We start from the raw sequence: 21,341 nt of genomic DNA on the forward strand, positions 1-21,341 counted from the left end.
AAAGGGGCGCCACGGCGCCCTTTTGTTTCTGTATTGCCCGTAGAATCCCGCACCCATGACTACCCTTCCTTATATAGGTCGCTTTGCTCCGACCCCGAGCGGCTACCTGCATTTCGGCTCCTTGGTGGCCGCTCTGGCCTCATGGCTGGACGCACGCGCCGCAGGTGGCCGCTGGTTGCTGCGCATGGAAGACCTGGACCCGCCCAGAGAAGTCGCCGGCGCACCGGCAGCGATCCTCAAGACCCTTGAGCGCTACGGGTTGCAGTGGGATGGCGAGGTGGTCTACCAGAGCCAGCGGCATGCGGCCTATCAACAGGTGATCGACCGCCTGTTGGCGCAGGGGCTGGCCTATGCGTGCACCTGCTCACGCAAGCAGTTGGAACCCTACCAAGGGATCTATCCCGGCACGTGCCGCAATGCCGGACATTCCACGCAGGATGCAGCCATCCGCCTGCGCGTCCCGGAACTGCGCTATCGCTTCGAGGACCGTGTCCAGGGAACGTATGCACAACATTTGGGCAGCGAGTCGGGGGATTTCGTCATTCGTCGTCGCGACGGTCTGTATGCCTATCAACTGGCCGTGGTGCTGGACGATGCGTGGCAGGGAGTGACCGACATCGTGCGCGGTGCCGACCTGCTCGATTCGACGCCGCGCCATCTGTATCTGCAGGAGCTGCTCGGGTTGCCGCAGCCGCGATACCTTCATGTTCCCTTGATCACCCAGCCAGACGGCAACAAGCTGGGCAAAAGCTACCGATCGCCGCCCCTGGATGCGGACCAGGCTGCGCCACTGCTGGTGCGTGCCCTGCGGGCGCTGGGCCAGCGGCCCGAGGCGGACCTGGCGCACGGCAGTGTGGACGATGTGTTGCGCTGGGGTGTGGAGCATTGGGACAGTGGTGCGATTCCCCCGGTGCGCACGGTGGCGGAAGCGCAGCTGGAGTAGCGATCGGCTGGTGCCCGGCTCTTCGCAGGGACACGCCGATCCGCTACCATCGCCGCACTGTTTTCGCACACTTACCCTACCCCGAGGCCAGCATGTATATCTATCGTTTGGTCCTGCTTCTGGTGGTGGGGATATACCTGTTCTCCCCCGCCATCATGGACTGGTGGATCGAGCCCACGGGCGCGTGGTATCGACCTTACCTGCTGTGGCTGATTCTGATCGTGGTGACCTTTATCCTGCAGAGCCAGCGTGATGCCGATGAGCTTTAGCCTTACCCAGATGCTGCTGGTCAGCGCCGCGTACCTGCTGGTGCTGTTCGCCGTGGCCTGGGTCAGCGAGCGCGGCATGATCGCGCGGGCGATCATCCGCCATCCGCTGACCTACACCTTGTCGCTGGGTGTCTATGCCAGCGCCTGGGCGTTCTATGGCACCGTGGGCCTGGCCTATCAATACGGCTATGGTTTCCTGGCTTGCTACCTGGGGGTTTCCGGCGCGTTCCTGCTGGCGCCGGTGTTGCTGTATCCGATACTCAAGGTCACCCGTACCTACCAATTGTCGTCGTTGGCAGACCTTTTCGCGTTTCGTTTTCGCAGCACCTGGGCCGGCGCGCTGACCACGGTGTTCATGCTGGTCGGCGTACTGCCTCTGCTCGCGTTGCAGATCCAGGCGGTGGCCGATTCCATTGGCATCATGACTCGCGAACCGGTGCAGAACCACGTGGCGTTGAGTTTTTGCGTGCTGATCACGCTGTTCACGATCTTCTTCGGCTCACGCCACATCGCCACCCGCGAGAAGCATGAAGGCCTGGTATTTGCCATCGCCTTCGAATCCGTGATCAAACTGATCGCCCTGGGCGGTATTGGCCTGTATGCCCTGTACGGGGTGTTCGACGGCCCGCACGATCTGGAGCAATGGCTGCTGCAGAACCAGACGGCCCTCGCTTCGCTGCATGCGCCGCTGCAAGAGGGACCCTGGCGCACGCTGCTGCTGGTGTTCTTCGCCTCGGCGATCGTCATGCCGCACATGTACCACATGGTCTTCACCGAAAACCTCAATCCGCGTGCGCTGGTCAGTGCCAGTTGGGGGCTGCCGCTGTTCCTGCTGCTGATGAGCCTGGCGGTGCCGCTGATCCTGTGGGCCGGCCTGCGCCTGGGCGCGACGACCAGCCCCGAGTTCTTCACCCTGGGCATCGGTATTGCCGCCAACAGCAAGTCACTGGCGCTGCTGGCTTATGTAGGCGGACTTTCCGCGTCCTGCGGGCTGATCATCGTCACCACCCTGGCGCTGTCGGGCATGATGCTCAACCATCTGGTGTTGCCGCTGTACCAGCCGCCGGCCGAAGGCAACATCTACCGCTGGCTGAAATGGACACGCCGGGCGCTGATCGTGGCCATCATCATGGCCGGCTATGCCTTCTACCTGCTGCTGGGCGCCAAGCAGGACCTTGCACACCTGGGGATCGTCGCCTTTGTCGCCACGCTGCAGTTTCTGCCGGGCGTGCTGTCGGTGCTGTACTGGCCCACCGCCAATCGACGCGGATTCATCGCCGGCCTGCTGGCCGGCATGGCCGTCTGGCTGGTGACCATGCTGCTGCCGCTGATCGGCAACCTGCAAGGCTTCTACATCCCGCGCCTGAACATGATCTACGTGCTCGACGATACCAGCTGGCACATGGCAGCCATCGCTTCCCTGGCTGCCAACGTATTGCTGTTCACGCTGATCTCGCTGTTCACCGCTGCCAGCAGCGAAGAAGTCAGTGCTGCCGAAGCTTGTGCCGTGGATAACGTGCGGCGCCCGCAGCGGCGCGAACTGCATGCCGCATCCCCCCAGGAGTTCGCCACGCAGCTGGCCAAACCGTTGGGCGCCAAGGCCGCCCAGCGCGAGGTGGAACAGGCCCTGCGCGACCTCTACCTGCCCTTCGACGAGCGCAGGCCCTACGCATTGCGGCGCCTGCGGGACCGGATCGAAGCCAATCTGTCCGGGCTGATGGGCCCCAGCGTGGCGCAGGACATGGTGGAAACGTTCCTGCCCTATAAATCAGGCAGCGAGAACTATGTCACCGAGGACATCCACTTCATCGAAAGCCGGCTGGAAGATTATCACTCGCGCCTGACCGGCCTTGCCGCCGAGCTCGATGCCTTGCGCCGCTATCATCGACAGACCCTGCAGGAGCTGCCCATGGGCGTTTGCTCGCTGGCCAAGGACCAGGAGATCCTGATGTGGAACAAGGCTATGGAAGACCTGACCGGCGTGCCTGCGCAGCATGTGGTCGGCTCGCGCCTGGTAACCATCAGCCAGCCATGGCGCAGCCTGCTGATCGACTTCATCAACGTGCCCGATGAGCACCTGCACAAGCAACGCCTGGCCCTGGATGGGCAGACACGCTGGCTGAACCTGCACAAGGCCGCCATCGACGAGCCGCTCGCGCCCGGCAACAGCGGGCTGGTGGTGTTGGTCGAGGACCTGACCGAAACGCAGATGCTCGAAGACAAGCTGGTGCACTCCGAGCGGCTGGCGAGCATCGGCAGGCTGGCGGCCGGGGTCGCCCACGAGATCGGCAACCCGATCACCGGCATCGCCTGCCTGGCGCAGAACCTGCGCGAGGAGCGCGAGGAAGACAGCGAGATCACCGAACTGAGCAGCCAGATTCTCGAGCAGACCAAACGCGTGTCGCGCATCGTCCAGTCGCTGATGAGCTTTGCCCATGCCGGCGGCCACCAGCACAGTGACGAGCCGGTCAACCTGGCTCAGGTAGCGCAGGATGCCATCGGCCTGTTGGCGCTGAACAGGCGCAACTTCGAGATCCAGTTCTACAACCTGTGCGATCCGGAGCACTGGGCCGTGGGTGATCCACAACGCCTGGCCCAGGTGCTGATCAACCTGTTGTCCAACGCCCGGGATGCCTCTGTGGCCGGAGGCGCGGTACGGGTCAAGACCGAAGCGTGCGAACACACCGTCGACCTCATCGTCGAGGACGAAGGCAGCGGTATTCCCAAGAACATCATGGATCGGTTATTCGAACCGTTCTTCACTACCAAGGACCCGGGCGAAGGAACCGGACTGGGGCTCGCTCTGGTCTATTCCATCGTTGAAGAGCATTATGGACAGATCACCATCGACAGCCCGGCCGATCCCCTGAGCCAGCGCGGTACCCGAATTCGGGTGACATTGCCGCGTCATGTCGAAGCGACGTCCGCTGTGAACTGAGACCGTCGAGAGAATTGAATCAATGCCGCATATTTTGATCGTCGAAGACGAAACCATCATTCGATCTGCCCTGCGTCGCCTGCTCGAACGCAACCAGTATCAGGTCAGTGAGGCCGGCTCCGTGCAGGAAGCGCAGGAGCGGTTCAGCATCGCATCGTTCGACCTGATCATCAGCGACCTGCGCCTGCCAGGTGCACCGGGCACCGAATTGATCAAGCTGGGCGAGGGCACCCCGGTGCTCATCATGACCAGCTATGCCAGCCTGCGCTCGGCAGTGGACTCGATGAAAATGGGCGCGGTCGACTACATCGCCAAGCCCTTCGACCACGATGAAATGCTCCAGGCCGCCGCGCGTATCCTGCGCGATCGCCACAACGCACCCGCGGCAGCGGTGGAGCGCCCGGCGAACAAGGCCGGTGCGGAAAAACCCGCCGCGCAGAATGCCAATGGCGATATCGGTATCATTGGTTCCTGCCCGCCCATGCAGGACCTCTACAGCAAGATCCGCAAGGTCGCCCCGACCGATTCCAACGTACTGATCCAAGGTGAGTCCGGCACCGGCAAGGAACTTGTCGCGCGGGCACTGCACAACCTGTCCCGGCGCGCGAAGGCACCGATGATCTCGGTGAACTGTGCGGCGATCCCGGAAACCCTGATCGAATCCGAACTGTTCGGTCACGAGAAAGGTGCCTTCACCGGCGCCAGCGCCGGGCGCGCCGGGCTGGTCGAGGCTGCCGATGGCGGAACGCTGTTTCTCGACGAGATCGGCGAGTTGCCTCTCGAGGCCCAGGCGCGCTTGCTCAGGGTTCTGCAGGAAGGCGAGATTCGCCGCGTAGGCTCGGTGCAGTCGCAGAAAGTCGACGTTCGCCTGATTGCCGCAACCCACCGGGACCTGAAAAGCCTGGCCAAGCTGGGGCAGTTCCGCGAAGACCTCTACTACCGGCTGCACGTGATTGCCTTGAAGTTGCCGCCCCTGCGCGAGCGCGGCGCCGATGTCGGCGAAATTGCCAAGGCGTTCCTGATTCGCCAGAGCTCACGGATCGGGCGGACCGACCTGCGCTTTGCCGCCGATGCCGAACAGGCCATCCGCCAGTATTCCTGGCCCGGCAATGTGCGGGAACTGGAGAACGCCGTCGAGCGCTCGGTGATCCTGACCGAGAGCACCGAGATATCGGCCGAACTGCTGGGCATCGACATCGAACTTGCCGACCTGCAGGACACCGATGACTTCGTCGGCCTGCCATCCCAGCAGAACGGGGCGAACAACACGGCCCACGATCCCACCGAAGATCTTTCCCTGGAAGACTATTTCCAGCACTTCGTGCTGGAGCATCAAGACCACATGACCGAGACCGAATTGGCGCGCAAATTGGGCGTCAGTCGCAAGTGCCTGTGGGAGCGTCGCCAGCGCCTGGGGATTCCAAGGCGCAAGTCGAGCGTGGCCAGCGAAAGCTGATACGTTTCAGCTCTAGCCCGCGGGTTTGCGCGGGTTGACGGGTAGCCGTGACAAACTGTTACCCTAGGCCTGCGACGTAACAAGACACGGTTCCATCGGTAACGAATACAGGGTCAATTTCAGCCCTCGATCACCGCCCTCCTCCTCGCAAAGCCCCGTTCTTGAGGGGTTTGCAAAAGTTGGCATGGGACCTGCTATATCTCTGGTACAAGAACAACAACAAGCAAGCAAACTCATAACAAGAACAAGACGAATCGACTCACGCATAACAAGAACAACACGGCGGAGGCGCAGCTAACTGATTCTTTTGGAGAGGCGTTGTTTTTGGGGAAACCCGCAGCCAGGCAGAGAACTACAACAACTGCTTTGAAGCAGATGCCAGAACTGGTTGGATCACATTGATCATCACAGCACAGCGACCAAAGCAATCCGTTTGCTCTTGCTCCCGAATAGGGAGACACCCCCGAACCCAGGTTCGGTGGGCAGGGCACTCAACAAAAACAAAAAGCCCGACAAAAAACAAAAACAGAGCACGCAACTACTTCTTGGGGAGCTTCGGCTCCCCTTGTAGTTTCCGGCTTTTGTCCTGCCGCTTGTGCCGACCGGCGCAGCCTCCTACACCATCCCTCGACTAAATGCTAGAATCCCCGCCCATCATGCGGTCGTTCTTCGTATATGGCCGAAAATCCCTTCAAACAGTGCATCCCATGCTGAAGAAGCTGTTCAAGTCTTTGAATACTCCCGCGCGTCATCCGCAGCACCGGCGTACCACGCCCGAAGTGCTCAATGCTGGCCAACACTCGCTGCAGCGCAGCCAGTTCAGCCGCCACGCCGTGGGCATCGTCGAACGCCTGCAGACTGCTGGCTACCAGGCCTATCTTGTAGGCGGTTGCGTACGTGACCTCATGCTGGGCATCGTGCCCAAGGATTTCGACGTCGCTACCAGCGCCACGCCCGAACAGGTACGGGCCGAGTTTCGCAATGCGCGAGTGATTGGCCGACGCTTCAAGCTCGTGCACATCCATTTCGGCCGCGAGATCATCGAGGTCGCGACGTTCCGCGCCAATCACCCGGAAGAAGACGACGAACAGGACGTGCATCGCTCCTCGAGCAGCGAGAGCGGACGCATCCTGCGCGACAACGTCTACGGCACCCTGGAAGACGACGCCCAGCGCCGCGACCTGACCATCAATGCCCTGTACTACGATCCGGTCAGCGAACGCATCCTGGACTACGCCAATGGCGTACACGACGTGCGCAACCGCCTGATTCGCCTGATCGGTGATCCAACTCAGCGCTATCAGGAAGATCCGGTGCGCATGCTGCGGGCCGTACGCTTTGCCGCCAAGCTGGATTTCGGCATCGAGAAGCACACGGCTGCGCCGATTCGCGAGCTGGCGCCGATGCTGCGCGAGATACCGTCGGCACGCCTGTTCGAGGAAGTGCTCAAGCTGTTCCTGTCCGGCCATGCCGCCGACACGTTCGAGATGCTGGTCGACCTTCACCTGTTCGATTCGCTGTTTCCGGCGACCACGCAGGCGCTGGAGGACACGCCGACCTACACCCATACGTTGATCAGCGAGGCGCTGCGCAACACTGACCTGCGCATCAAGCAGGGCAAACCGGTGACGCCGGCCTTTCTGTTCGCCGCCCTGCTCTGGCCGGCGTTGCCGGCACGCGTACTGCGCCTGCAGAGCCGTGGCATGCCACCGATCCCGGCAATGCAGGAGGCGGCCCATGAGCTGGTTGCCGAGCAATGTCAGCGCGTCGCCATTCCCAAGCGTTTCACCATCCCTATTCGCGAGATCTGGGACATGCAGGAGCGCCTGCCGCGCCGCAGCGGCAAGCGTGCCGACCTGTTGCTCGACAATCCGCGCTTCCGCGCCGGCTACGACTTCCTGCTGCTGCGCGAAAAAGCCGGCGAAGAGACCGAAGGCCTGGGTGAGTGGTGGACCGACTATCAGGACTGCAACGACAGTCAGCGCCGCGAGATGATCGCGGACCTGGGCGGCAAGGACGAATCAGGTGCGCCACGCAAGCGTCGTCGTACCGGCACCAAGCGCAAGCGCGCCGAGGGCGACGAATAAGCATGGTGCGCGTGCACATCGGGCTGGGCAGCAATCTGGATAGCCCGCAACGGCAATTGCATGAGGCCCTGCAGGCCCTGGCCGCACTGCCGGACACCACGCTGGCAGCGGTTTCTTCGTTCTACACCAGCGATTCACTGCTGCCCGGCCAGCCGCGCTACAGCAATGCCGTAGCAGCCCTGGACACCGGGCTGGCGCCGCTGCCACTGCTCGATGCGCTGCAGGCGATCGAGAACGAGCAGGGCCGCGAGCGTGCCGAGCGCTGGGGGCCGCGCACCCTGGACCTGGATATCATCACCTATGCCGACCGGGTGATCGACGAGCCTCGTTTGCAAGTGCCGCACTACCACCTTCAAGCCCGTGCATTCGTGCTGTATCCGCTGGCCGAAGTGGTTGAAGAGGGCTTCATGCTGGCGGACGGCCGCAGCCTGCGCGAGTTGCTGGCTGCCTGCCCGTTCGCAGGGCTGGAGAGGCTGTAGCGCAGGCAGGCCTCTTCGCAGGCTCTGTTCGCGCAGAAGCCGTCAACCCAATTGACTTCCCCGGTCGTGCTCACGACTATAGGCGGCCCGTTGCACCCCCGAGGTGCCAAACGGCGCGAAACCAACCTTTATGAGTGGGTTTCCAAACATCACGACAGATGATGTTGTGTCGACACAGCGCCAGCCCGAGGATACTTTTCATGCCCGAACTCACCCTGACCGCCCTGCAGAGCCTCAAGCTCAAGGGCGAAAAGATCACCATGCTGACCTGCTACGACGCGACGTTCGCCCACGCCGCCTGCGCGGCCGGCGTCGAAGTATTGTTGGTGGGGGATTCGCTGGGCATGGTGCTGCAGGGGCATGACAGTACCTTGCCGGTGACCGTGGCGGACATGGCCTACCATGTCGGCTGTGTGAAACGTGGCAATCAGGGGGCCTTCATCGTTGCCGACCTGCCGTTCATGGCTTATTCCACCTGCGAGCAAACCCTGGCCAACAGTGCACTGTTGATGCAGGCCGGGGCGCACATGGTCAAGCTCGAAGGCGCCGCCTGGCTCGCCGAATCGGTGCGCCTGCTGGCCGAGCGCGGTATTCCAGCCTGCGTCCACCTGGGGCTGACCCCGCAATCGGTGAACCTGCTGGGCGGCTACAAGGTGCAAGGGCGCCAGGACATCCAGGCACGCCAGATGCGTGCCGACGCCATCGCCCTGGAGCAGGCCGGAGCGGCCATGCTGCTGCTCGAATGCGTGCCCGTCGAGTTGGCTGCCGATATTGCCCAGGCAGTGAAAGTGCCGGTGATCGGCATTGGCGCCGGCAGTGCGGTCGACGGCCAGGTGCTGGTTCTGCACGACATGCTCGGGCTCTCCCTGAGCGGCCGCGTGCCGCGGTTCGTGAAAAACTTCATGGCCGGGCAGAGCGATATTCAAGGCGCACTGCGCGCCTACGTAGCCGCCGTCAAGGCGGTGGATTTCCCCGCACCTGAACATGGATTCGCCTCATGAACACCGTCAAGACCGTACGAGAACTGCGCGCCGCCGTGGCCCGTGCCCGTGGCGAAGGCAAGCGTATCGGCCTGGTGCCGACCATGGGCAACCTGCACAGCGGTCATGCCGCGCTGGTCGCCAAGGCTACCCAGCGTGTCGATTTCGTCGTGGCGAGTATCTTCGTCAACCCGTTGCAATTCGGCGCCGGCGAAGACCTGGACAAGTACCCGCGCACCCTGGCGGCCGATCAGGAACGGCTGGTGCAGGCAGGCTGCAGCCTGCTGTTCGCACCATCGGCAGCGGAAATGTACCCCGATGGCATGGCCGGGCAGACCCGAGTGAGCGTTCCGCAATTGTCCGAGGGCTTGTGCGGCAGCAGTCGTCCAGGCCATTTCGAAGGTGTGGCGACGGTGGTCAGCAAGCTGTTCAACATGGTCCAGCCGGACCTTGCCGTGTTTGGGCAGAAGGACTACCAGCAACTGGCCGTGATTCGCGCGCTGGTACGCGACCTCAATATGCCCATCCAGATCATCGGCGAGCCGACCGTGCGTGCCGAAGACGGCCTGGCGCTGTCTTCGCGCAATGGGTATCTGAGCCAGGAGCAGCGTGCCCAGGCACCTCTGCTGTATCAGGTGCTCAGCCAGGTCGCGGCGCAGATAAGCCAGGGCCGTCGCGATTACCCGCTGCTGCTGGACCATGCCAAGCAGGTCATTGCCCAAGCCGGCTTCGCTCCTGAGTACCTGGAAATCCGGCATGCGGTGACCCTGCGTCCGGCCACTGCCGAAGACCGCGACCTGGTGATTCTGCTCGCGGCGAATCTGGGTACCACACGACTGATTGACAACCTGCACCTGGACCTCGATCACGACACTCAACACAGCTGAACCGCGACAGCCTGAAAGTCCCTCGCGCATCGTTCACTAGGCGCAGACAGAACGCGCGCGGCGGTTTAAGGTGGTGCAGCGTCCGAACCGTGCATTGGCAGCCGATCAGCGGCCCGCAACCACCCTGGCCGCCTGCTGGATCTTTCGATGCAGCAGGCACGCAACCGGCCGAGCGTTCCAATGTCCAAAGGCAGTTCAAGAAAAAGGAAATTTGCAGCGATGGCGTACTACCGAACCCCGCATGACGTGACCACCCTGCCCGCTTGGCAGGCGCTAACCCAGCACCGCGCTGCCATGCAAGACTTCAGCATGCGCGATGCCTTCAATGCCGACCCTCAGCGCTTCGAGCATTTCTCCCTGAGCGCCTGCGGGCTGTTCCTCGACTATTCGAAAAACCTGATCGACACGCAGACCCGCGATCTGCTGGTGCAACTGGCCAACGAAGTGGACCTGCAAGGCGCGATCAAGGCGATGTTTGCCGGCGAACTGCTGAACGCTTCCGAAGGCCGTCCGGCGTTGCACACCGCATTGCGCCGCCCGGTGGGCGACAAGCTCAATGTCAACGGTGTCAACGTGATGCCGGACGTGCACAAGGTGCTCAACCAGATCACCGAGTTGGTCACGCGCATCCATGACGGCCTGTGGCGTGGCTACACCGAGAAGCCGATCACCGACGTGGTGAACATCGGTATCGGTGGCTCCTTCCTCGGCCCGGAACTGGTGTCCGAAGCTTTGCTGCCGTATGCCCAGAAAGGCGTGCGCTGCCACTACCTGGCCAACATCGATGGCAGCGAATTCCACGAGCTGTCGGCCAAGCTGCGTGCCGAGACCACTCTGTTCATCGTTTCCTCGAAATCGTTCAGCACCCTGGAAACGCTGAAGAACGCCCAGGCTGCGCGTGGCTGGTACCTGGCCCAGGGCGGTTCGGAAGCCGAGCTTTACCGCCACTTCATCGCGGTGTCGAGCAACAATGCCGCAGCCGTCGAATTCGGGATCCGCGAAGAAAACATCTTCCCGATGTGGGACTGGGTCGGCGGGCGTTATTCGCTGTGGTCGGCCATCGGCTTGCCGATTGCCATGTCGATCGGCATGGCCAACTTCAAGGAGCTGCTGTCGGGCGCCTACACCATGGACCAGCACTTCCAATCGGCGCCGTTCGAACAGAACATGCCGGTGCTGCTGGCCTTGCTGGGGGTCTGGTACGGCAATTTCTGGGATGCCAAGAGCCACGCGATCCTGCCGTACGACCACTACCTGCGCAACATCACCAAACACCTGCAGCAATTGGACATGGAGTCCAACGGCAAGAGCGTGCGCCAGGACGGCACGCCGGTGAATATCGACACCGGCCCGGTCATCTGGGGTGGCGTGGGCTGCAACGGCCAGCATGCCTATCACCAGTTGCTGCACCAGGGCACCCACATGATCCCGGCCGACTTCATCGTCCCGGTGGTGAGTTTCAATCCGGTCGCCGATCATCACCAGTGGCTGTTCGCCAACTGCCTGTCGCAGAGCCAGGCGCTGATGCTGGGCAAGAGCCGCAGCGAGTCCGAAGCCGAACTGCGCGAGCGCGGCATGGCTGAAGACGAGGTGCAGAAGCTGGCCCCGCACAAGGTCATTCCCGGCAACCGTCCGAGCAACACCTTGGTGGTCGAGCGCATCAGCCCACGTCGCCTCGGCGCCCTGGTAGCCATGTATGAGCACAAGGTGTTCGTGCAGAGCGTGCTGTGGGGCATCAATGCTTTCGATCAGTGGGGCGTGGAACTGGGCAAGGAGCTGGGCAAGGGTGTCTACCAGCGCCTGATCGGTGAAAACGAATCGCTGGCCGAAGATGCCTCTACCCAGGGCCTGATCAACTATTTCCGCGGTCGTCATCGCGGCTGACCCTGGATACCCCGCGGCGCTGCAAGCCAGCGTCGCGGTGGTTCGATACCCCGTTGCGCCGGGCAATTGATGTAGAATTGCCTCCCTTCTTTTTGCGTCAGGCTCCGTGCATGTCCGCTTTGATCCAGGCGCTGCGCGCCGCCCTCGACGTCCGCTCCTCGCTGCTCGAGCAACTGCATGAACAGGGCACTGATTGCTATCGCCTGTTCCATGGCAGCCAGGAAGGCGCCGGTGGCTTGACCGTCGACCGCTACGGTCCGCAATTGCTGATCCAAAGCTTCCATCAGACGCTGACACGCGAAGATCTGCTGGCCCTGTACGGCGCCGTCGAGCAACACCTGCAGACGCCGCTGCTGCTGGTGTACAACGACCGTTCGCGGGGCAACTCGCGGATCGATCGGGAAGACACGGTGTATCGTGCCGAAGACGCGGCGCTGGCCGACATGATCGGACACGAATGGGGCTTGAATTATCGCGTGCGCGGACGGCATCCCGGGCAGGACCCGTTGCTGTTTCTCGACCTGCGCAACGCGCGCGGGTGGGTCAAGCGACACAGTGCTGGCAAAAGCGTATTGAACCTGTTCGCCTACACCTGCGGCGTGGGCCTGAGCGCAGCAGCAGGCGGCGCCCGCGAGGTGTGCAACCTGGATTTTGCCGAAGGCAACCTGGCAGTCGGCGCCGAGAACGGTGCACTGAACCCCGACCTTGCGCCCATGCAATTCATCCAGTCGGATTACTTTCCCGCCATCCGCCAACTGGCTGGTTTGCCCATCACCCCGCGTCGCGGGCAGAAGCTGCCATCCTACCCGCGCCTGCAACAACGCCAGTACGATCTGGTCTTTCTGGACCCGCCCGCCTGGGCAAAGAGTGCGTTCGGCACGGTCGATCTGCTGCGCGACTACCAGAGCCTGCTCAAGCCCGCGATCCTGGCCACGGCCGACAGCGGTGTACTGGTCTGCTGTAACAATTTGGCCAAGGTCAGCCTCGACGACTGGCGTGATCAGGTGTTGCGCTGCGCCGAGAAAGCCGGGCGGCCCGTGCGTGAATGCTCGGTAATGGGCCCGGCGGCCGATTTCCCTTCCAGCGACGGCCAGCCACCGTTGAAGACGCTGATCCTGAATTTCTAGTTTTCCTACAGCAACTGGTGAAAATTCCATGACTTACGCGGCCTGAGTCATAGGAACCGCATTGACGTGCCATACTCCAAGCACCTCCGATCACGTCAGATGGCCTCTTTTCCATGTCCAAAGGATTGAAACGCACCGCCGCCACCCTTGTGGCGCTGGTAGCGCTGTACGCTCTGCTCGGCTTCCTGATCCTGCCTGGCATCGCCCTGCGGGTTGCCAATCAGCAGCTGGCAGACTATTCCACTGTTCCTGCTCAGCTGCAGCGCCTGGAATTCAATCCGTTCAGCCTCGAGCTGACCCTGTGGGGGCTGAAGATCGGTGAGCCCGGCGCGGAGCAGATCGGTTTCGAGCGGTTGTACGCCAATCTGCAATTGGACAGCCTGTGGACCGGCGCGCTGCATCTGGTTGCGGTGGAGCTGGAAAAGCCCCGGACCGAAGTGCTGTTCGACAAGACCGGCAAGCTCAACTTGAGCGGCTTGTTCAAGCTTCCCGCCAGCGACCCTGCTGCGCAGGACGCACCGTCCGAACCTTTCGCGTTGCGCATCGGCAGTATCAAACTGGTTGACGGCTATCTGCATTTCAAGGACTTGCGTCCCAGCCAGCCGATCGAGTTTCTCTACGACTCGATGAATCTGGAGCTGCAGAACCTCAGCACGCTGCCGGACGATCACGCCGACATGACCCTGGTGGCCAACAGCCCTCAAGGCGGTCGTATCGACTGGCGCGGACGTATTGGCCTGAGCCCGGTGTCTTCCCAAGGCTCACTGAAGGTGACCGATGCGCAGATGAGCGTCTGGTGGCCGTACGTGCGTGACAGCGTGCCCTTGGCCCTGGAGAAGGGCGTGTTCACCCTCAGTGCCGACTACAACCTGAACCTGGCCAAGCAGACCGAACTCACCTTGGACAAGGTGGCCCTCACCGTTGCGCCCTTTGCGATCGCCGCTCCCGATGGCCGTCCCTTGGTACGGCTCGAACGCCTTGAGGTCAGCGATACATCGGTGGATCTGGTCAAGCAGTTGGTCAGGGTTGGTCAGATACGCAGTCACGGCCTGGAAACCTGGGCCGCCCGCGAGGCGGATGGACAGCTCGACTGGCAGAAGCTGTTCGCCAGCCCAACGACGGCACAGATGCAGGCACAGACGCCGGCAGCCAGCAAGCCGGCAGCCGCGCCAGCCAAGCCTTGGCAGGTGTTGCTCAAGGATGTGCAGTTGCGTGACTACCGGGTGCATCTGGCGGACCGTGTGCCGACCGACAACGTGGCGGTGGAGCTCGGGCCCCTCAACCTGGATCTGCGTGATTTCGACAGCCTCAACGGCGCTCCCTTCACCCTCAAGCTGGACACAGGGCTGGGCAAGCAAGGTCACTTGCAGGCCAGCGGCGAGGTCAGCCTGGCCCCGGTTGGCGCACGCCTGAGGGTCAGCACCCAGGACATCGACCTGCGTGTCGCGCAGGCCTACATCAGCCCGCTGATTCGCCTGGAGCTGCGCAGCGGCATGCTCGACAGCGATCTCGCTGTGCAACTGACCAGCACTGAACCCCTGGCGATGACGGTGTCCGGCCGCGCCGAAATCGATCAGTTGCACACGCTCGATACGCTCAAGGAACGCGATTTCGTCAAATGGCAGCACCTGACTTTGGACGGCCTAGACTATCGCCATGGCGATCGTCTGGAGATCGAGCGGGTGCAGCTGCAACAGCCCTACGCGCGCTTCATGATCAACGAAGACCGTACCACCAATATCGACGACCTGCTGATTCCGCAACCGGCGCAGCCCGCCAACCCGGCCAACGCGGGGAAACCCGCAGGTGCCGAAAAACCGCTCGGTATTCGCATCGGCGCCGTGGACATCGACAATGGCTCGGCCAACTTTGCCGACTTCAGCCTCACCCCAAACTTTGCCACGGCCGTTCAGCAACTCAACGGGCGCATCGGTACGATCGACAACCGTCAGGCCAAGCCGGCACGCATCGACATCCAGGGCAAGGTCGACCGCTACGCACCGGTGACCATCGCCGGTGCGCTGAATCCGTTCGACCCGATGGCCAGCCTGGACATCACGACCAGCTTCAAACGCGTGGAGCTGACCACCCTGACGCCCTATTCGGGCAAGTTCGCCGGGTATCGCATCCGCAAGGGCCGTCTTAACCTCGACTTGCACTACCTGATCACCAAAGGCCAACTCAAGGCAGAGAACAAGCTGCTGGTGGAACAGCTGCAACTGGGCGACAAGGTCGACAGCCCGGATGCGGTCGATCTGCCGCTGCGCCTGGCCATCGCGCTGCTCAAGGACTCCCAAGGCAGGATCGCCATCGAACTGCCGGTGAGCGGCGATCTGAACAGCCCGCAGTTCAGCGTCATGCCGATCGTCTGGCAGACCCTGCGCAACCTGATGGTTCGTGCCGCTCAGGCGCCGTTCAAGTTCATCGGTGGACTGGTCAGTGGCGGCGGCTCGGAAGACCTGAGCACCGTGTCGTTCCGCCCAGGTTCGGACGAATTGAGCCCAGAGGCCCAGGCGGCCCTGGTGCAGCTGGCGGCGGCCCTGAAGGAGCGCCCGACCCTGCGCCTGGAAATCGAAGGCACCAGCGCCCAGGCCAGCGACGGCCCGCTCATTGCGCAGCAACGCCTGGAGCGCGAATACCAAAGCACCTACTATAAAATGGCCCAGCGCCGTGGCGACAAAGTCCCCGCCACCGCAGCCGAGATGCAAGTGCCTGACGACGACAAGCCGGCGATGCTCGAAGCCATCTACCGTACCCGGCTCAAAGGTCAGCCACCGGTGGAATGGCAACAGCTGGAAAGCAAGGTCCGCACCGACAAGCTACGTGAAGCGGTGCTCAAGTCCTGGGCTTCGAACAATGCATTGCTGCGTCAGCTGGGGCAGGCCCGTGCAGGCAGCATCAAGGACTTTCTGGTCGACAAGGGCCAGTTGGCGGACGAGCGTGTGTACTTCATCGATGCAGCCCTGGGCCAGGCCGAAAAAGATGGGCGCATCATCACCCCCCTGCATCTGGATGCCGAATGAACAAATTGACTTGGATGACCTGCGTGCCATTGCTGCTGGCGCTGTGCAACACAGCCAACGCCGCCTCGACGATGCGCTGTGGCAACACCCTGGTGTCGCTGAACGATCGCGCGGTTCAGGTAGAGCAGAAGTGTGGTGCGCCTGCAAGCAAGGCGCAGACAGGCTACGAACGCTCGGGGCCGATCAATCGACGCGTCGAACTGCCGATAGAAGAGTGGGTGTATGGACCTTCCAATGGCATGAGCCAATACTTGAAGTTCGTCGGCAGCAAACTGGTGCAGATCGAAAGCAGCCGCAACTGATCCATCATTGTCAAGGGGCGTTAAAGACGCTCATAAAAAAAGCCCCGTCGCATGGCGCCGGGGCTCTCAGTGGCCACGTCCCTGTGGCCTTCGCATGAAACTTACTCGGCTTTCAGGCCATCGGCGGAAACTGCTTTCACGCCTTTGATCGCCTTGGTGATACGCACGGCAGTAGCTTTCTGAGCATCGGTCACAGCAACGGTCGACGACAGGGATACCACGCCTTTGTTGGTTTCTACCTTGATGTCGGTGCCTGGAATGCCTTTCTCGGTGACCAGATCGGATTTGACCTTGGTGGTGATCCAAGTGTCGGAGGTTGCTTCTTTGGCGTGAGTCACTTCACCAGCAGCAACAACCATTGGAGCCTGGGTGGACTGTTGAGCGAAAGCAGCGTTGGCCATGGTCAAGGTCAGCGCGGTAGCAGCAGCGGCAGCAATAGCGAACTTCTTCATACGAGTCACTCCTGTTTTTTGAAAGGTCTGCAGACGTTTAATGTCTTGGCTGCAGGTGACAAGAATGTTGCAGACCTCGTGCCAACCTGCCAACATCGATAAAACCCTTTATTATCAACGACTTGAAATTCTGCCAAAAGACGTCTTTCGTGCAAGTTGCACGCCTGCGGGTAATTTTGCGTGCAAGTTGCAAGTTCACAAAAGTTCCTTGATGTTTTCGAGCGCCTCGGCTGGGCACTTTGAACAAAACGTAGACTACTGCGCAAACTCTAGTCGAAAAAAAAGAGCCCCGAAGGACTCTTTTTCTCAAGCCGGCGAGGTTAGGCGCCCGAAGCCTTTGCAGCAGCAACGTCCTTGATGGACAGCTTGATACGGCCGCGGTTGTCCACGTCCAGTACCAGTACTTCCACTTCCTCGCCTTCCTTGAGGATATCGGTCACTTTCTCGACGCGCGCATCGCTGAGCATCGAGATGTGAACCAGACCGTCTTTGCCAGGCAGGATGTTGACGAAGGCACCGAAGTCAACGATGCGCTCGACCTTGCCCACGTAGATCTTGCCGATCTCGGCTTCTGCGGTGATACCCAGAACGCGCTGACGTGCTGCTTCAGCCGCTTCCTTGGATTCGCCGAAGATCTTGATCGAGCCGTCGTCTTCGATGTCGATCGAAGCCTTGGTTTCCTCGCAGATGGCGCGGATGGTGGCGCCACCCTTGCCGATCACGTCGCGGATCTTGTCGGTATCGATCTTCATCGCGATCATGGTCGGCGCGTTTTCCGACAGCTCGGTACGCGAAGTGCCGATGATCTGGTTCATCTGACCGAGGATGTTCAGGCGCGCTTCCAGCGCCTGGCCCAGGGCGATTTCCATGATCTCTTCGGTGATACCGTTGATCTTGATGTCCATCTGCAGCGCGGTAACGCCCTTGGCGGTACCAGCTACCTTGAAGTCCATGTCGCCGAGGTGGTCTTCGTCACCGAGGATGTCGGTGAGGATGGCGAACTTGTCGCCTTCCTTGACCAGGCCCATGGCGATACCGGCAACCGGCGCCTTCATCGGCACACCGGCGTCCATCAGGGCCAGGGAAGCACCGCAGACCGACGCCATGGAGCTGGAACCGTTGGACTCGGTGATTTCCGATACCACGCGGATGGTGTACGGGAACACGTCGGCGGCCGGCAGCATGGCCTGTACCGAACGACGGGCCAGACGGCCGTGGCCGATTTCACGACGACCCGCGCCGCCCATGCGACCACACTCGCCCACCGAGAACGGAGGGAAATTGTAGTGCAGCATGAAGGGGTCTTTCTTCTCGCCTTCCAGGGTGTCCAGCAACTGAGCGTCGCGGGCAGTGCCCAGAGTCGCCACGACCAGCGCCTGGGTTTCACCGCGGGTGAACAGGGCCGAACCGTGGGTTTTCGGCAGAACACCGACTTCGATGTTCAGCGGGCGCACGGTCTTGGTGTCGCGACCGTCGATACGCGGCTTGCCGTTGACGATGTTTTCACGAACGGTGCGGTATTCGATCTCGCCGAAGATTTCCTTCACTTCGGCTGCGGTCGGCTTGCCTTCTTCGCCGGAGAACTTGGCGATCACCTGGTCACGCAACTCGCCCAGCTTGGCGTAGCGATCGGCCTTGACGGTGATGGTGTAGGCCTGGGAAACGGCATCGCCGAATTCGCCGCGGATCGCGCCCAGCAGCTCGGTGTTCCAGGCTTTCGGGGTCCAGCTCCAGGTAGGCTTGGCGGCTTCTGCAGCCAGCTCGCCGACGGCCTTGATGACCGACTGGAACTCATCGTGGGCAAACAGCACGGCGCCCAACATCTGGTCTTCGGTCAGCTCTTTGGCTTCGGATTCAACCATCAGCACGGCGTCTTTGGTACCGGCCACGACCATGTCCAGGCTCGAAGCCTGCTGCTGCTCGTAGGTCGGGTTCAGCAGGTAGCCAGTGCTCTCGTGGAAGGCCACACGCGCAGCGCCGATCGGGCCGTCGAACGGAATGCCGGAAATGGCCAGGGCCGCCGAGGTACCGATCATCGCAGCGATGTCTGGATCGGTTTTCTTGCTGGTGGAAACGACGGTGCAGACGACCTGCACTTCGTTCATGAAGCCTTCGGGGAACAGCGGACGGATCGGGCGATCGATCAAACGCGAGGTCAGGGTTTCTTTCTCGGAAGGACGGCCTTCACGCTTGAAGAAACCACCGGGAATCTTGCCGGCAGCGTAGGTCTTTTCCTGGTAGTGCACGGACAGCGGGAAAAAGCCTTTGCCTGGATCGGCTTGCTTGGCACCTACCACGGTCACCAGTACGGTCACGTCGTTATCGACGGTGACCAGCACGGCGCCGGAGGCTTGACGGGCAATACGGCCCGTTTCGAGGGTTACGGTCGATTGACCGAATTGAAACGTCTTGATTACCGGGTTCACGGTTTCCTACCTTCTGTTGGCTCTTGGGGGAACTGGTTTCTTGCGAAATTCTTGGGCAGAGCGGGGAATCGGCCCCGTTGACCGTCCAGATACAACTTGAGGCTGGAAACCTGCCCGCCCCCGCGGAAAACCCGCTGGGGTACGACAGACAACCAACCTCAGGATTGCGCGTGGCGCCCTCGCAGGCCCGGGCTTGAGCCCAGGCCTGCGAACATGGCAAACCACGCTTGTCACCGCGTGTCGAGCCGCTATTAGCGACGCAGACCCAGACGACCGATCAGGGCGCTGTAACGGGTGATGTCCTTGCCCTTCAGGTAATCCAGCAGCTTGCGGCGCTGGTTGACCATACGGATCAGACCACGACGCGAGTGGTGGTCCTTGCCGTTGGCCTTGAAGTGACCCTGCAGCTTGTTGATGTTGTGCGTCAGCAGTGCAACCTGCACTTCTGGCGAACCGGTATCACCAACAGCTTGCTGGTAGTCGGCAACGATTTGAGCTTTGTCTTCAACGCTAAGAGCCATGAGGCATCTCCACTATCAAGGGCACTGCACGCAGTGTCCAACAGGCCAGGGCAAAACCCTGTTTTCATGAGAAGAGGCGCGACCGTGCCTGTTGACAGCCGTCCTCGACCAGCCGCCACGAATACCGTGACGACCGGGATCGGTCATTCCGACCGAATCAAGCGACGTGGCGCAATGCGCCCGTCTTCGCTCACTTCACCGATTCCGATGAAGCGACCATTGTGATCCTGTACCCGCACCATGCCGAACTTGGGAGCTTCGGGAGCCCTCACCGGCTGGCCGTGGAGCCAGTAGAACGCGCTGTGCTCCGAAAACTGCAGCAGCGGCCAATCCTGCAGGCCGCTGTCCGATGGCAGCAGGAACCTGTCCACTGCCTCGTTGCCGCCTTCGGCATGCACGGCTTCGAGCTCTTCGAGCGTGACCGTCTGCGCCAGGCTGAACGGGCCCGCTTGCGTGCGACGCAGTTCTGCAACGTACGCACCACACCCCAACGCCTCGCCGATGTCTTCGACCAGGGTCCGAATGTAGGTGCCTTTGCTGCAGTCCACGGCGAACCTTGCAGTGGTCTGCTCGCAGCCAAGCAATTGCAGCCGCGCAATAGTAACAGAACGCGGCTCGCGCTCCACTACTTCACCGGCACGCGCCAGCTTGTACAATGGCTGCCCATCGCGCTTGAGCGCCGAGTACATCGGCGGTATCTGGCTGATCTGGCCACGGAAACGAGGCAATACCGCCTCGATGTCGGAGTGACCGACGGTCACCTCTCGGGTCTGCAGAACCTCGCCCTCGGCATCGGCCGTGGTCGTGGTCTTGCCCAGTTGCGCCAGGGTCTCGTAGCCTTTGTCGGATTCGAGCAGGTACTGGGAAAACTTGGTCGCCTCGCCGAAACACAGCGGCAGCACACCGGTGGCCAAGGGATCGAGACTGCCGGTATGACCGGCCTTCTCGGCATTGAGCAGCCAGCGCACTTTCTGCAGCGCGGCGTTGGAAGTGAACCCCAGTGGCTTGTCCAGCAGGATGATGCCACTGACATTGCGACGGATACGCTTGACCTGAGCCACCGGGATTACTCCTTGGTCTCTTTGGCCGACTCGTCCGCGTGATGCTGGCTGTCCTCGGCCACGGCACGCTCGATCAACGCCGACAGATGAGCGCCACGGCTCACGCTTTCGTCGTAGTGGAAGTGCAACTGCGGCACGCTGCGCAGCTTCATTTCCTTGGCCAACTGCATGCGCAGGAAACCGGCGGCCGAGTTCAACACCTTGATGCTCTGGGCGATGTCGGCAGCGCTGTCCTGGCCCATGACGGTGATGAAGATCTTGGCATGACCGACATCGCGGCTCACTTCGACCGCTGTGATGGTGACCAGGCCAACGCGTGGATCCTTGACCTCGCGACGGATCAGTTGCGCCAGCTCGCGCTGCATCTGATCGCCGATACGCTGGGTACGGCTGTATTCTTTTGCCATGTTTCATTACCTGTAACTAGAGCGGCAAACGCCCGATCAGGCTGGGCCGGATCGGGCGTTGCGTTTAGAACCGGCCCGGCGCTGGCCGGACAGGTTCCT

Annotated in this window: 17 protein-coding genes; 12 read left to right on the top strand and 5 right to left on the bottom strand. The window is 61.7% G+C overall.

Going from position 1 to position 21,341, the window contains the following annotated elements; genetic code table 11:
* Positions 1–55 precede the first annotated feature (55 nt).
* The 12 genes from gluQRS to IFT44_RS18425 all read left to right on the top strand — a co-directional run bounded on the left by gluQRS (position 56) and on the right by IFT44_RS18425 (position 16,375).
* Entirely contained in the window at positions 56–943 is an 888-nt protein-coding gene (gluQRS, locus tag IFT44_RS18370; protein WP_192104430.1) for a tRNA glutamyl-Q(34) synthetase GluQRS, read from the top strand.
* Between the two features lie 92 nt (positions 944–1,035).
* Positions 1,036–1,212, top strand: coding sequence for a hypothetical protein (locus IFT44_RS18375; RefSeq protein ID WP_003250005.1), 177 nt, complete (start codon positions 1,036–1,038; stop codon positions 1,210–1,212).
* Positions 1,196–4,150 carry a sensor histidine kinase gene (locus IFT44_RS18380; RefSeq protein ID WP_163007662.1) on the top strand — a complete coding sequence of 985 codons (2,955 nt, stop codon included), beginning with the start codon at positions 1,196–1,198 and terminating at the stop codon, positions 4,148–4,150. The genes IFT44_RS18375 and IFT44_RS18380 overlap by 17 nt, the downstream gene beginning before the upstream one ends.
* 22 nt (positions 4,151–4,172) lie before the next feature.
* Positions 4,173–5,606: a sigma-54-dependent transcriptional regulator gene (locus IFT44_RS18385; RefSeq protein ID WP_192056408.1), complete on the top strand. Its 1,434-nt coding sequence runs from the start codon at positions 4,173–4,175 to the stop codon at positions 5,604–5,606.
* A gap of 707 nt (positions 5,607–6,313) precedes the next feature.
* Positions 6,314–7,693, top strand: a complete 1,380-nt coding sequence (locus IFT44_RS18390) for a polynucleotide adenylyltransferase PcnB (RefSeq protein ID WP_163007663.1) — start codon at positions 6,314–6,316, stop codon at positions 7,691–7,693.
* A 2-nt stretch (positions 7,694–7,695) separates the two neighbouring features.
* On the top strand, positions 7,696–8,172 hold the full coding sequence (gene folK, locus IFT44_RS18395; RefSeq protein ID WP_185795378.1) for a 2-amino-4-hydroxy-6-hydroxymethyldihydropteridine diphosphokinase: 477 nt from the start codon (positions 7,696–7,698) through the stop codon (positions 8,170–8,172).
* Positions 8,173–8,372: 200 nt separating this feature from the next.
* Positions 8,373–9,173: a 3-methyl-2-oxobutanoate hydroxymethyltransferase gene (gene panB, locus IFT44_RS18400; protein ID WP_192056406.1), complete on the top strand. Its 801-nt coding sequence runs from the start codon at positions 8,373–8,375 to the stop codon at positions 9,171–9,173.
* On the top strand, positions 9,170–10,039 hold the full coding sequence (panC, locus tag IFT44_RS18405; protein WP_122480174.1) for a pantoate--beta-alanine ligase: 870 nt from the start codon (positions 9,170–9,172) through the stop codon (positions 10,037–10,039). The genes panB and panC overlap by 4 nt, the downstream gene beginning before the upstream one ends.
* A 219-nt stretch (positions 10,040–10,258) precedes the next feature.
* On the top strand, positions 10,259–11,923 hold the full coding sequence (gene pgi / locus IFT44_RS18410) for a glucose-6-phosphate isomerase (RefSeq protein ID WP_122480175.1): 1,665 nt from the start codon (positions 10,259–10,261) through the stop codon (positions 11,921–11,923).
* 110 nt (positions 11,924–12,033) lie between these two features.
* Complete coding sequence (locus IFT44_RS18415; protein WP_192176364.1) at positions 12,034–13,050, top strand: class I SAM-dependent rRNA methyltransferase; 1,017 nt, start codon at positions 12,034–12,036, stop codon at positions 13,048–13,050.
* A gap of 113 nt (positions 13,051–13,163) precedes the next feature.
* Entirely contained in the window at positions 13,164–16,073 is a 2,910-nt protein-coding gene (locus IFT44_RS18420; RefSeq protein ID WP_192176365.1) for a DUF748 domain-containing protein, read from the top strand.
* Positions 16,070–16,375, top strand: a complete 306-nt coding sequence (locus tag IFT44_RS18425; protein ID WP_192176366.1) for a DUF2845 domain-containing protein — start codon at positions 16,070–16,072, stop codon at positions 16,373–16,375. Before IFT44_RS18420 ends, IFT44_RS18425 begins: the two co-directional genes overlap by 4 nt.
* Before the next feature lie 101 nt (positions 16,376–16,476).
* Here IFT44_RS18425 and IFT44_RS18430 read toward each other — a convergent pair whose 3' ends face one another.
* The 5 genes from IFT44_RS18430 to rbfA form a co-directional block, all read right to left on the bottom strand.
* Positions 16,477–16,827 carry a BON domain-containing protein gene (locus IFT44_RS18430; RefSeq protein ID WP_192059934.1) on the bottom strand — a complete coding sequence of 117 codons (351 nt, stop codon included), beginning with the start codon at positions 16,825–16,827 and terminating at the stop codon, positions 16,477–16,479.
* A 320-nt stretch (positions 16,828–17,147) separates the two neighbouring features.
* Complete coding sequence (gene pnp, locus IFT44_RS18435) at positions 17,148–19,253, bottom strand: polyribonucleotide nucleotidyltransferase (RefSeq protein ID WP_122480180.1); 2,106 nt, start codon at positions 19,251–19,253, stop codon at positions 17,148–17,150.
* 251 nt (positions 19,254–19,504) lie between these two features.
* Entirely contained in the window at positions 19,505–19,774 is a 270-nt protein-coding gene (gene rpsO / locus IFT44_RS18440) for a 30S ribosomal protein S15 (protein WP_192176367.1), read from the bottom strand.
* A gap of 143 nt (positions 19,775–19,917) precedes the next feature.
* A complete protein-coding gene (gene truB / locus IFT44_RS18445) occupies positions 19,918–20,835 on the bottom strand; it encodes a tRNA pseudouridine(55) synthase TruB (RefSeq protein WP_122480181.1) in 918 nt (305 codons plus the stop codon).
* 5 nt (positions 20,836–20,840) lie between these two features.
* Positions 20,841–21,242 carry a 30S ribosome-binding factor RbfA gene (gene rbfA, locus IFT44_RS18450; protein ID WP_122480182.1) on the bottom strand — a complete coding sequence of 134 codons (402 nt, stop codon included), beginning with the start codon at positions 21,240–21,242 and terminating at the stop codon, positions 20,841–20,843.
* Positions 21,243–21,341 lie beyond the last annotated feature (99 nt).

Source organism: Pseudomonas sp. CFBP 13710 (genome assembly GCF_014842235.1).
GTDB classification, from domain to species: domain Bacteria; phylum Pseudomonadota; class Gammaproteobacteria; order Pseudomonadales; family Pseudomonadaceae; genus Aquipseudomonas; species Aquipseudomonas baltica.

Excerpts from the sequence above, each read along its gene's own strand:
- pgi (WP_122480175.1), top strand. The coding sequence starts at position 10,259 with ATGGCGTACTACCGAACCCCGCATGACGTGACCACCCTGCCCGCTTGG.
- IFT44_RS18385 (WP_192056408.1), top strand. The coding sequence starts at position 4,173 with ATGCCGCATATTTTGATCGTCGAAGACGAAACCATCATTCGATCTGCC.
- rbfA (WP_122480182.1), bottom strand. The coding sequence starts at position 21,242 with ATGGCAAAAGAATACAGCCGTACCCAGCGTATCGGCGATCAGATGCAG.
- rpsO (WP_192176367.1), bottom strand. The coding sequence starts at position 19,774 with ATGGCTCTTAGCGTTGAAGACAAAGCTCAAATCGTTGCCGACTACCAG.
- IFT44_RS18375 (WP_003250005.1), top strand. The coding sequence starts at position 1,036 with ATGTATATCTATCGTTTGGTCCTGCTTCTGGTGGTGGGGATATACCTG.
- IFT44_RS18415 (WP_192176364.1), top strand. The coding sequence starts at position 12,034 with ATGTCCGCTTTGATCCAGGCGCTGCGCGCCGCCCTCGACGTCCGCTCC.
- panB (WP_192056406.1), top strand. The coding sequence starts at position 8,373 with ATGCCCGAACTCACCCTGACCGCCCTGCAGAGCCTCAAGCTCAAGGGC.
- panC (WP_122480174.1), top strand. The coding sequence starts at position 9,170 with ATGAACACCGTCAAGACCGTACGAGAACTGCGCGCCGCCGTGGCCCGT.
- IFT44_RS18390 (WP_163007663.1), top strand. The coding sequence starts at position 6,314 with ATGCTGAAGAAGCTGTTCAAGTCTTTGAATACTCCCGCGCGTCATCCG.
- gluQRS (WP_192104430.1), top strand. The coding sequence starts at position 56 with ATGACTACCCTTCCTTATATAGGTCGCTTTGCTCCGACCCCGAGCGGC.
- IFT44_RS18380 (WP_163007662.1), top strand. The coding sequence starts at position 1,196 with ATGCCGATGAGCTTTAGCCTTACCCAGATGCTGCTGGTCAGCGCCGCG.
- IFT44_RS18430 (WP_192059934.1), bottom strand. The coding sequence starts at position 16,827 with ATGAAGAAGTTCGCTATTGCTGCCGCTGCTGCTACCGCGCTGACCTTG.
- IFT44_RS18425 (WP_192176366.1), top strand. The coding sequence starts at position 16,070 with ATGAACAAATTGACTTGGATGACCTGCGTGCCATTGCTGCTGGCGCTG.
- folK (WP_185795378.1), top strand. The coding sequence starts at position 7,696 with ATGGTGCGCGTGCACATCGGGCTGGGCAGCAATCTGGATAGCCCGCAA.
- IFT44_RS18420 (WP_192176365.1), top strand. The coding sequence starts at position 13,164 with ATGTCCAAAGGATTGAAACGCACCGCCGCCACCCTTGTGGCGCTGGTA.